Here is a 9,151-nt window from a genome sequence, read left to right on the forward strand (position 1 = left end):
CACCGATGTAGTCGTCAAGGCACTCTGGCAGCAGAGTGACCTGCTGACGGTCCTCGCCTTCGATGAATCGCTTCATGGGCCACCACCTCGTTCAGACGGATTGGCTCAATATAGGTGACCATCAAGGGAGTTTCCACACAGCCTCGGCCGCCTGTAGCCGGTCGGTGGCGAACCAGACATTGGCTGCCGCTCGATGGAGGGGTTATACGCCAGGCATGCCTCCGCCGAGCTGCTCGGCAAGCGCGACGATGATGCCCTCTGGCCCGCGGATGTAGGCCAGACGGTACGTATCCGCGTACTGCATTTCGCCGATGAGTTCGGCCCCGTGGTCGCGCATGCTCGCGACGATAGCGTCGATGTCATCGACGGCGAACATGATGCGACGGATGCCCAGCGTGTTCACCGGTGGGTCCACGGGACCAAACCTGATCGCGTTGGGCGTGTGGAACTTGTCCAGCTCAATGCCCTGTCCATCGGGAGTCCTCATCATCGCGAGAGTGGCGCGGACATCCTTGAGCCCGATCAGTCGTCCGACCAAAGGCCCTTCGACTGTCGTTTCGCCCTCGAGCTTGAGGCCCAGTTCGATGAAAAACGCCTTGGTGGCTTCAAGATCGTCGACAACGATAAGGACGTTGTCCATGCGTTTAAGCGTCATACCTCTCCTCACTTTGGAGCCCAAGTTGGAGGCCATCAACATCCCCCGAGGGGGTGACCTAAAGCGGTCGTTCGCTAAGGACCGCTCCTGGCGACTGCGGTAGCACGCGAGCATAGGCCCAGATACCACTTCCGTTGCACCGGGGCCGGGCGCAATCGGTCGACGTGCAACCAACAGATGCCCATCGATATACTGCGCCCCATCACGTCAAAAAAGGCGTGATCGGGTTTGGAAGCCCGAAGCAATCTGAGAACGCAAGCCGCAGTCGTCCCGCACAGGGACTGCGGCTTCGCTGTTCGCGCCACCATTTTTTGGCGGCTTGGACGGGGAGCCGCGAGGCTCGCCGGTTTTCCTTGGATTGCCCGGTCTTCCAACCCGTTCGAGCTGCCGCCCTCCGTTTGGAAGCGGGCGCGGCGGTTGTAGCAAACAGCAATCCTTGGAGGCCGTTCATGGTCCACCCTACTTGCGCGCCCGCGCGCCACCCCAACGTCTCGCACAGCGGCGAGAACCCGCTCCACAAGTCCGGAGACGATCTCGCCGCGTTGTCCAGGCAGGCCACTGTCGAAATCGGCGCACTGAACGAAGCGCATCGCGCCGCTGCATGCGTGCACAACCTGCTGCTTCACGCGCCTGGTCTGCGCAGCGCCGAGAGCAATGTCAGCCTCGTCGAAATCGAAGCCCTCCTGGCTCTGATCAAGGCGGAATTCGAACGTCGCCTGCACGCTGCCAAGGCGACCATCGCATTGATGCATCCGGCGGAATGAGCGGTCATCCGGCGACCGCCACGATCTGCGCGACGACAGTCATCACGGCATTGTTTTGCGCGGCCAGGTCACGAGGAGGGCGGCCGCAGACGGCCATTCGCTGCGATGTGTCCGAGCACGCACCACCTCTTGACTTTGAACTCCTATAAGCTGCTGGCGTTCAGAGGAGCTCTCCTCTCCCCTCCATTCTTGACCCAACCTCCCATGGACAGCTTCGAGGCACTGCAGTCGCTCGGGATCTCGCTCCCGAGCCCGGCCTACATCATCGGTGCCGTACTGTTCGGCCTCATCGGAATCGCGGTCTACCGGTACGGAAAGCGCGCCGGTCGTCCGCGAAGCAAATGGCTCGGCGTCGCCCTGATGCTTTATCCCTACGTGATTCCGCAGACCTGGTTGCTGTACGTCGTGGGCGCGGCACTCTGCCTGGGTGTCTTCGTTGACCGCGACTGAGTCGTCGGGTCACGGCGCTCGCTGCTCAAGCAGTTGCTTCAGCGCGGCCAGGTCTCGACGTACATGCGCGACATCCGCATCGAAGTCCTCCTGGCTGACGCCGCCCGATCGAAGGACGACAAAGGTCAGCAGGCTGCCGTCTCCGCAGGGTGTGACCCGGAACGCGTTGTGCACGCTGACGCCATTCGGAAGCGTGACATCGTGGTCGAGAACGCCGAATGAATTCGCGGGGGCCATCTCCACTTCGACCTGTCCCATCGGCGAGTCGGCAAACCATTTGCCATCACGTTGCTCGATACCCTTGGCCAAGCCGGATGCCCAAAGCGGCAGATTGTCCATTCGACGGGCGAAGGCGTAGACCTCGTCTGCCGAGACATCGACAGCCTGGCTGACTACCACTGCTTCACGCGACGTGACCATGATTGCGAAATTGCCGGCTTCATTCGCATGGCTCAAACCGCTTGCACTCCGCGACGGCGTGAATCGACGTCAGAGTGTTTTCGCCGTCGATGTGCTTCGAGGTGAACTTGACCCACGAGCCTTCAGGAATATCAGCCAACAGCGAACGGTCGGGCAGCCTGAAGGCCTGCGTCGTGAAGGGAATCTTGGACCTGGGCAGCAGCTTCAATCGGACGTAGACCTTTCCGCCGGGTTCCTCGTACGAGGACGTGAGTCGCGCTCGTGTGGACACCGGGGCTCGCTCGTCGGCTTGCGCAGCGGCTCCGCTCATCGCGATGACACACATCGCCGCTGCGACTGTTCTGTACCACGCTCTCGACATCGTTGACTCCTCGGGATACTGGCGGTCGGCTCAAACAGACCGCATTCTGCATTGCCGCTGAACGTCCGCAGGTGGCCGGCCGCACAGAGCCTCCAGTACGCTGTAGTCTCAGCGACCACTTCCAACCCGAGTTCGCGCGCGGCCGGATACCTCGTGGTGATCTGCCATGACAGCGGACTGCCTGCAACCAGAAACGGAGCTTGAATGTCCCCCACAGCCTCGCCTGATGCCCAAGTGCGGCTCATCGACTGCAGCGAAGCCGAATACGGCATGTCCATCCTGGACATATTGAACGAAGCCATCGTCAACTCGACCGCCCTCTACGATTACGTGCCACGACCGCCCCAGGCGATCGCCACCTGGTTCGCGGCGAAGCGCGCCGGCAACTTTCCTGTTGTCGGCGCGGTCGACGACGCGGGCACGTTGCTCGCCTTCGCAAGCTGGGGAACGTTCCGCGCTTTTCCCGCCTACAAGTACACGGTGGAGCACAGCGTCTATGTGCACCATGCGCACCGCGGGCGCGGCCTCGGCAAGCTGCTGATGCTGGAGTTGATACGCCGGGCGCGACTGGCAGAGGTGCATGTTCTCATCGGCTGCATCGACGCCAGCAATGAAGGCAGCATCGGCCTGCACGAGCGACTCGGATTCAGTCGTTGCGGGACATTCAACCAGGTGGGCTTCAAGTTCGGACGTTGGCTCGACGCGACTTTCTACCAACTCCACCTGGACACGCCCTCGCAGCCGAAGGATGGTTGATCGCGCCCTCAAACGGACATGGTGTTCACTGAATCACCTTGTCCGCGCGATTCAGCACCGCCTGCGGGACAGTGAAGCCGATCCGCTTCGCAGTCTTCAGGTTCACGATCAACTCGAACTTCGTCGGCTGTTCGATCGGCAGGTCGGCGGGCTTGGCGCCTTTCAGGATCCGGTCGACGTAGCGCGCGCCGTCCTTGCCCTCGTTGACGTAGCCGGGGCCGTAGGCCATCAGGCAGCCGTTTTCCGCATAGTCGCCGCGCGCGCAGATCGACGGCAATCCGTTTTCGATGGCCAGTTCCGCGATCAGTTTCTGGTTGGAGTTGGCCACGGGGTTCAACGTGACCCACACCGCATCGGCGCGCGCCGCGACAGCTTGCTTGAACGCTGTCGCATAACTTTCGGCGCTGCTGGTCTGCATCGAATGAAGCTGAAGGCCCAGCTTCTCGGCGGGCACCTGGCTGGCCTCCCACTGCGGCACGGAGCCGGGGGCTAGCGGGTCCCAGAGCACCGCCACGCGGACGATCTTGGGATCGGACTCCTTGAGAAGCTCCAGCCTCTTGCCGGTGAGGATGGCCGCCACGTTGGTGACGCCCGTGCTGTTGCCACCCGGACGTGCAAGGCTCTCGGCCAGTCCGGCTGCGACAGGGTCGGTCACGCCCATGAAGACGATGGGCACCGTCGAAGTCGTCTTCTTCGCTGCCTGCGCGGCGTTGGTCGTCACCGTGACGAGCACGTCGACATCCATGCGGAGCAGTTCGGCGGCGAGGCTGGGAAGACGCTGCAGGTCTTCGCTTTCGTGGCGGGAGTCGAACAGGATGTTCTGCCCTTCGACATAGCCGAGATTGCGGAGTCCTTGCCGGAAAGCCTCCAGTCGCGGCGCGTCGGCCGTGGCCGAAACGGCCGCCAGATAGCCAATGTGCGGCATCTTCTTCGGCTGCTGAGCCCGCGCAAGAGGACCGGCAAGCGCCAGCGCGGTGCAGAGAAAAAGCCCCCAGAACTTGCAGCGCACGATATCTCCTCGTTGCCCGTCCTCCCCAAAGAGCGATTTTGCGCCCGAGATCGGCGCCTCGCGCGACTCGGCAGGTCGGCCAATAGGCCTACGCGTCCTGCGGACTTCCCACTGTGGAGATGGCGATGTCCAATGGTGCACCCATGCCACTCCCGGATTCGTCTCCAGCTTCGCTTTCGGGCGAGCTCGCGCCGACGGCCCCCGGCCGGCGCTTCAAGGTGTTCTCGCCCGTCACGCGGGACGTTCACCGTGGGCGCCTGTTTCGCAAATACTTCCTCCTGCTTCTTTCGCTCGTCACGACAGTGTTGCTGGCGTCGAGCGTGATCAGCCTTTACTTTTCGTACCAGGAGAACAAGGCCGCGCTGGCCAGCTTGCAGCATGAAAAGGCCGTGGGTGCGGCTTCGCGGATCGCGCAGTACGTCGAACAGATTTCCCAGCAGCTGACCTACGCGTCGCTGGCCCAGCTCGACGCGTCGGACCTCGAATCGCGGCGCACGGAGTTCTGGCGACTGCTGCGCCAGACGCCCGAGGTGACCGACATCGCGCAGCTCGATCGCGCCGGCCGCGAGCAGATCGCGGTGTCACGGCTGGGCATGGACGTCCTGGGTTCCGGCAAGGACAGGTCGTCCGAGGCGCCGTTTCGCAACGCCGTGCCCGATGCGACCTGGTTCGGGCCGGTGTATTTCAACCGTGACACCGAGCCCTACATGACGGTCGCGATCCGCTCCGGCGGCCAGAAGGGGCCCGTCACCGTGGCCGAGCTGAATCTCAAGTTCATCTGGGACGTCGTCTCGCGCATCCAGATCGGCCAGAAGGGCAAGGCCTATGTGGTCGACAGCAACGGGCTGCTCGTGGCGGACCCCGACATCGGGCTGGTGCTGCGCAAGACCAGCCTGGCGTCATTGCCGCACGTCCAGGCGGCCGCGGCCGACGGCACCCGGGAAGAGGAGGCAATGGTGTCGCACGATCTTCACGGCGCGACCGTGCTGACGTCGATGGCGCCGATCCAGCCTCTGGGCTGGAAGGTGTTCGTCGAGCAGCCGATCGGCGAGGTCTACGCCAAGCTGAATGCGTCGTTCCTGCGCGCCGCCGTGCTGCTGTTGGCCGGCCTGGCGATCTCCGCGCTGGCGGCGTCGGTATTGGCGCGCAGCATGGTGCAGCCGATCCGCACGCTGTCGCGGGGCGCGCGGCGCATCGGCCAGGGCGACCTGAACCAGCAGATCGTCGTCGACACCGGGGACGAACTCGAAGGCCTGGCACAGCAGTTCAATCGCATGTCGGCGCAGCTGCGCGAGTCGTACGGCGAACTGGAACGCAAGGTCGAGCGGCGCACCGCCGAACTGACCTCGGCGCTCGAATACCAGACCGCGACGGCGGAGATCCTCCGGGTCATCAGCCGCTCCTTGACGGACCTCCAGCCCGTGCTCTGGGCCGTTGCGGAACGCTCGGCGGTGCTTTGCAAGGCGCACGGATGCCGGGTCTGGCTGCCGGAGGGCGACCACTTGCGCTCGATGACCGGCTACCAGGGCGTCAGGGATGGCTCTGCCACCGGCCGCGACGAAATCCTGCCGCTGACCCGCGGATCGGTGGTGGGACGCGCCTTCGTCGAACGCCGCACCGTGCACGTCGAGGATGTCGCCCTGCTGGTCGATTCCGAATACGCCGATTCGCGCGAGCCCCAGTCGCGCCACGGATTCCGGACTGTGCTGGGCGTTCCCATGGTGCGCGAGGGTGCATCCTTCGGCATCATCGCGGTCGTTCGAAGAGAGGTGCGACCGTTTTCGAGCGCGGAGATTCGTCTCGTCGAGACCTTCGCCGACCAGGCGGTGATCGCCATCCAGAACGCGCGTCTCTTCCAGGAGATCGAGGACAAGAGCCGCCAGCTCGAGGTGGCCAACCAGCACAAGTCGGAGTTCCTAGCGAACATGTCGCACGAACTGCGGACGCCGCTGAACGCGATCATCGGCTTCTCCGAGGTGCTGACCGAACGCATGTTCGGCGAACTCAACGACAAGCAGATGGAGTACCTGCGCGACATCCACTCGTCGGGTCAGCACCTGCTGACACTGATCAACGACGTGCTGGACCTGTCGAAGATCGAAGCGGGACGCATGGAGCTGGACCTGAGCAGCTTCGACCTCGGCATGCTGCTGGACAACGCCCTGACGCTCGTGCGGGAGCGCGCGCAGCGCAACAGGCTTTCGATCGCGCTGGAGGTCGGCGAGGGTCTGACCGAATGGGTGGCCGATGCGCGCAAGGTCAAGCAGATCGTGGTGAACCTGCTGTCGAACGCCGTGAAGTTCACGCCCGCCGGCGGGCGTGTACGCTTGACCGCCCGGCGCATCGAGACCGACGGTGGCGCGATGGCCGAGGTGAGCGTGGCCGACACCGGCGTGGGCATCGCGCCCGAAGACCACGCCACGGTGTTCGACGAATTCCGCCAGGTCGGCAGCGACTACCTTCGCAAGGCCGAAGGTACCGGGCTGGGCCTGTCGCTCGCCCGACGGTTCGCGCAACTGCATGGCGGAACGCTCACCATCGAAAGCCGCCTCGGCGAAGGCTCGACCTTCACGCTGTTGCTGCCGCTGCGGAGATTGGAGACCGCGGAATGAGCACGGTCCTGATCGTCGAAGACAACGACAAGAACATGAAGCTGGTGCGCGACATCCTCCAGCACCAGGGCCACGCCACGCTGGAGGCCACGAACGGCGTGGAAGGCGTGCGGCTCGCGATCGCCCATCGGCCCGACCTCATCCTGATGGACATCCAATTGCCCGGCATGGACGGCATCGCTGCATTGCGGCGCATTCGCGAAGAACCGACGTTGAACGGCGTCCCTGTCATTGCGGTGTCGGCCTCGGTCATGCCGGAAGAGCAGCGCAACATCGTCGCCTCGGGCTTCGATGCCTACCTCACCAAGCCCATCTCGCTCAAGCACTTCCTGGCGGTCGTGGCGCGGGTTCTCAGCGAGGGGCGTCCGAAATGAGCGCCGCGCCGGGCCGCCCCAAGCAAGCTCGCACCGCAGTGCGGAGCACGGAGGTCACTCGATGAGCGCACACATCCTCGTCGTCGACGACCTGGCGACAAACGTCAGGCTGCTCTCGGACGTCCTGACCGCGCGCGGCTACCGCACGAGCACGGCCGCGTCCGGCGAAGAGGCGCTGGCGAGCATCGCGGCCAATCCACCGGACCTCGTGCTGCTCGACGTGATGATGCCGGGCATGAACGGCTATGACGTCTGCCGGGCCATCCGCGCTGATCCCACTTTGACGGTGCTGCCCGTGGTGCTGGTGACAGCCCTGGACCCTGAACAGGAACGCATGAACGGCCTGAACGCCGGCGCGGACGACTTCCTGAGCAAGCCCATCAACCAGCCGGAGTTGCTGGCCCGCGTGCGCTCCCTGCTGCGGGTGAAGACGCTCTACGACGAAGTGCAGCGGCAAAGGGCCGAGCTGCAGGCATGGAACGCCACGCTGGAACAACGCGTGGCCGAGAGCGTGCGGCTGCTCGAGCGCGTGGGCCAGCTCAAGCGCTTCTTCTCGCCGCAACTGGCGGAGGCGATCCTTGCCGGCGGTGCCGACGATCCGCTGCAAAGCCATCGGCGCGAGATCACCGTCGTCTTTCTCGACCTGCGGGGCTTCACGGCCTTCACCGAAACGGCCGACCCGGAGGAGGTGATGGCCGTGCTGGCCCAGTACCACGCCGCGATGGGGCGGCTGGTGGTGGCGCACGAGGGCACGCTGGAGCGCTTCTCCGGCGACGGGATGATGATCTTCTTCAACGATCCGCAGCCGGTGGCCGACGCGCCCGTGCGCGCGTTGCGCATGGCGTTGCAGATGCAGCAGGAGATGGCCGCGCTCAGCGTGCAATGGCGCCGGCGGGGCTATGACCTGCACATGGGCGTCGGCATTGCACAAGGCTTCGCGACGCTCGGCGGCATCGGCTTCGATGGGCGCATCGACTACGGCGCCATCGGCACGGTGACCAACCTCGCGGCCCGGCTGTGCGGGGAAGCCGCGAGCGGAGAAATCCTCATCTCGCAACGCGTGGAGGGCGCGTTGCAGGACCTGGCGCCGAACGCCGAGTGGTCGACGCAGCCGGCGGGCGAACTGGAACTCAAGGGGTTCCAGCGCAAGGTGTCCGCGTGGCGGGTCGTGCCCACCACTTGACTCTGATCGACGCGAGGCCGGTCAGTCCTCCACGAAGGCCTCTTCGCGCTTGGCCTTGATCGAAGGCAGCAGCACGATGCCCAGCAGCAGGCAGGCGGCCACCAGCAGGCCTGCCGACAGCGGCCGCGTGATGAACACGCTCCAGTTGCCGCGCGACAGCAGCAGCGCGCGGCGCAGGTTCTCTTCCATCATCGGCCCCAGGATGAAGCCCAGCAGCAGCGGCGCGGGCTCGGTGCGCAGTTTCAGGAACAGGTAGCCGATGAAGCCGAAGGCCGCGACCATCCACACGTCGAAGGTGTTGTTGTTGGTCGAGTACACCCCGATCGCGCAGAACAGCACGATGGCCGGGAAGAGGAACTTGTAGGGCACCGTCAGCAGCTTGATCCACATGCCGATCAGCGGCAGGTTCAGGATGATCAGCATCGCGTTGCCGATCCACATCGAGGCGATCAGGCCCCAGAAGAGCTCGGGGTTGCTGGTCATCACCTGCGGGCCGGGCTGGATGTTGTGGATGGTCATCGCGCCCACCATCAGCGCCATCACGGCGTTGGGCGGGATGCCCAGCGT

At 64.6% G+C, this 9,151-nt stretch carries 11 protein-coding genes; 6 read left to right on the forward strand and 5 right to left on the reverse strand.

All coding sequences use genetic code 11. From position 1 onward, the window contains the following. Window positions 1-202: 202 nt before the first annotated feature. The gene (locus tag AC1DN9_RS29525; protein ID WP_478105926.1) at window positions 203-655 is read right to left on the reverse strand and encodes a VOC family protein; all 453 of its coding nucleotides are present in this window, start codon (window positions 653-655) and stop codon (window positions 203-205) included. A gap of 449 nt (window positions 656-1,104) precedes the next feature. On the opposite strand from AC1DN9_RS29525, the gene AC1DN9_RS29530 reads away from it, so the two are divergent. Further along, window positions 1,105-1,419, forward strand: coding sequence for a hypothetical protein (locus tag AC1DN9_RS29530; RefSeq protein WP_478105927.1), 315 nt, complete (start codon window positions 1,105-1,107; stop codon window positions 1,417-1,419). A 189-nt stretch (window positions 1,420-1,608) separates the two neighbouring features. Continuing rightward, entirely contained in the window at window positions 1,609-1,869 is a 261-nt protein-coding gene (locus AC1DN9_RS29535; protein WP_478105928.1) for a hypothetical protein, read from the forward strand. A 9-nt stretch (window positions 1,870-1,878) separates the two neighbouring features. Here AC1DN9_RS29535 and AC1DN9_RS29540 read toward each other — a convergent pair whose 3' ends face one another. Together AC1DN9_RS29540 and AC1DN9_RS29545 are read right to left on the reverse strand one after the other, a co-directional pair. After that, the gene (locus AC1DN9_RS29540) at window positions 1,879-2,289 is read right to left on the reverse strand and encodes an SRPBCC family protein (RefSeq protein WP_478105929.1); all 411 of its coding nucleotides are present in this window, start codon (window positions 2,287-2,289) and stop codon (window positions 1,879-1,881) included. Between the two features lie 19 nt (window positions 2,290-2,308). Then, complete coding sequence (locus AC1DN9_RS29545; RefSeq protein WP_478105930.1) at window positions 2,309-2,650, reverse strand: hypothetical protein; 342 nt, start codon at window positions 2,648-2,650, stop codon at window positions 2,309-2,311. A gap of 204 nt (window positions 2,651-2,854) precedes the next feature. Between AC1DN9_RS29545 and AC1DN9_RS29550 the strand changes: the two genes are divergently transcribed. Then, a complete protein-coding gene (locus AC1DN9_RS29550) occupies window positions 2,855-3,406 on the forward strand; it encodes an N-acetyltransferase family protein (RefSeq protein ID WP_478105931.1) in 552 nt (183 codons plus the stop codon). Between the two features lie 25 nt (window positions 3,407-3,431). Here the strand turns inward: AC1DN9_RS29550 and AC1DN9_RS29555 are convergent, their stop codons facing one another. Further along, entirely contained in the window at window positions 3,432-4,415 is a 984-nt protein-coding gene (locus AC1DN9_RS29555) for an ABC transporter substrate-binding protein (RefSeq protein WP_478105932.1), read from the reverse strand. 143 nt (window positions 4,416-4,558) lie between these two features. Between AC1DN9_RS29555 and AC1DN9_RS29560 the strand changes: the two genes are divergently transcribed. From AC1DN9_RS29560 to AC1DN9_RS29570, 3 genes are all read left to right on the forward strand, one after another. Further along, complete coding sequence (locus AC1DN9_RS29560; RefSeq protein ID WP_478105933.1) at window positions 4,559-7,027, forward strand: sensor histidine kinase; 2,469 nt, start codon at window positions 4,559-4,561, stop codon at window positions 7,025-7,027. Beyond that, window positions 7,024-7,401, forward strand: coding sequence for a response regulator (locus AC1DN9_RS29565; RefSeq protein WP_478105934.1), 378 nt, complete (start codon window positions 7,024-7,026; stop codon window positions 7,399-7,401). Before AC1DN9_RS29560 ends, AC1DN9_RS29565 begins: the two co-directional genes overlap by 4 nt. 61 nt (window positions 7,402-7,462) lie before the next feature. Continuing rightward, window positions 7,463-8,584: an adenylate/guanylate cyclase domain-containing protein gene (locus AC1DN9_RS29570; protein WP_478105935.1), complete on the forward strand. Its 1,122-nt coding sequence runs from the start codon at window positions 7,463-7,465 to the stop codon at window positions 8,582-8,584. Window positions 8,585-8,605: 21 nt separating this feature from the next. Here the strand turns inward: AC1DN9_RS29570 and AC1DN9_RS29575 are convergent. Further along, on the reverse strand, window positions 8,606-9,151 hold a 546-nt coding region (locus AC1DN9_RS29575), incomplete at its 5' end, for a tripartite tricarboxylate transporter permease (protein ID WP_478105936.1).

The organism is Variovorax sp. 05L425 (assembly GCF_056397705.1).